This is a genomic window from Bradyrhizobium sp. P5_C11_2 (assembly GCF_054049755.1).
This window is the reverse complement of sequence record NZ_JBFULT010001039.1, coordinates 1-1,256: the sequence shown is the minus strand read 5'-3', so window position 1 is coordinate 1,256 and position 1,256 is coordinate 1. Positions and strand designations below refer to the sequence as shown.

Below are 1,256 nucleotides of genomic sequence, written 5' to 3'. Positions count from 1 at the left end.
CGAGCAGCAGGCGGCCGAAAAGCTCGTCGAGGCCGGCCGGATCCTCGCGCAGGAGCCGCAGGCGATGCAGCTGCGTTACTTCGCGGCTCTGCACGACATCGCCGGAGAACGGTCGTCGACCATCGTGTTTCCGCTGCCGACCGGCCTGCTCGATCATTTCCTGCCGCGGCGTGACAATTCGTAGCCGGGAGGTTCTGCGCTCTCAAATAAAAAAGGCGCCCCTCGCGGAGCGCCTTTTGCTTGTCGCATACAGTTCGAGCAGCTTAGCCCGAATAGTACATGTCGAACTCGATCGGGTGTGGGGTCATTTCGAAGCGCTCGACTTCGGTCATCTTCAGCTCGATGTAGCTGTCGATGAAGTCGTCGTCGAACACGCCGCCGGCCTTCAGGAAGGCGCGGTCCTTGTCGAGGTTTTCGAGCGCCTCGCGAAGCGAGCCGCACACCGTCGGGATCTGCTTCAGCTCTTCCTTCGGCAGATCGTAGAGGTCCTTGTCCATCGCCGGACCCGGATCGATCTTGTTCTTGATGCCGTCGAGGCCGGCCATCAGCATCGCGGCGAAGCCGAGATAGGGATTGGCGAGCGGATCGGGGAAGCGCACCTCGACACGCTTGGCCTTCGGCGAAGCGGTGTAGGGGATGCGGCAGGAGGCCGAGCGGTTGCGCGCGGAGTAGGCGAGCAGCACGGGGGCCTCATAGCCCGGGACCAGGCGCTTGTAGGAGTTGGTCGACGGGTTGGTGAAGGCGTTGATCGCCTTGGCGTGCTTGATGATGCCGCCGATGTAGTGGAGGCAGGTCTCCGACAGGTCGGCGTACTTGTTGCCGGCGAACACCGGCTTGCCGTCCTTCCAGATCGACTGGTGCACGTGCATGCCCGAGCCGTTGTCGCCATAGACCGGCTTCGGCATGAAGGTGGCGGTCTTGCCGTAGATGTGGGCGACCTGGTGGATGCAGTATTTGTAGATCTGCAGATGGTCGGCCATCAGCGTCAGCGTGTCGAACTTCATGCCGAGCTCGTGCTGGGCGGAGGCGACCTCGTGGTGATGCTTCTCGACCTTGACGCCCATCTTGGCCATGGCGCCGAGCATCTCCGAACGCATGTCCTGCACGGAATCCTGCGGCGGGACCGGGAAGTAGCCGCCCTTGGTGCGGACGCGGTGGCCGAGATTGCCGCCTTCATATTCGGTGTCGGAGTTGGTCGGCAGCTCCGAGGAGTCGAGCCTGAAGCCGGTGTTGTAGGGGCTGGAGGAGAAGCGCAC

Annotated in this window: 1 protein-coding gene and 1 pseudogene; one reads left to right on the top strand and one right to left on the bottom strand. The window is 63.1% G+C overall.

All coding sequences use genetic code 11. The features are described 5' to 3' along the window. A pseudogene (locus ACXJL8_RS41470) lies at window positions 1–184 on the top strand (slipin family protein); the annotation flags it as partial. A gap of 79 nt (window positions 185–263) precedes the next feature. Here the strand turns inward: ACXJL8_RS41470 and glnA are convergent. Beyond that, on the bottom strand, window positions 264–1,256 hold a 993-nt coding region (gene glnA, locus ACXJL8_RS41465; protein WP_456687081.1), incomplete at its 5' end, for a type I glutamate--ammonia ligase.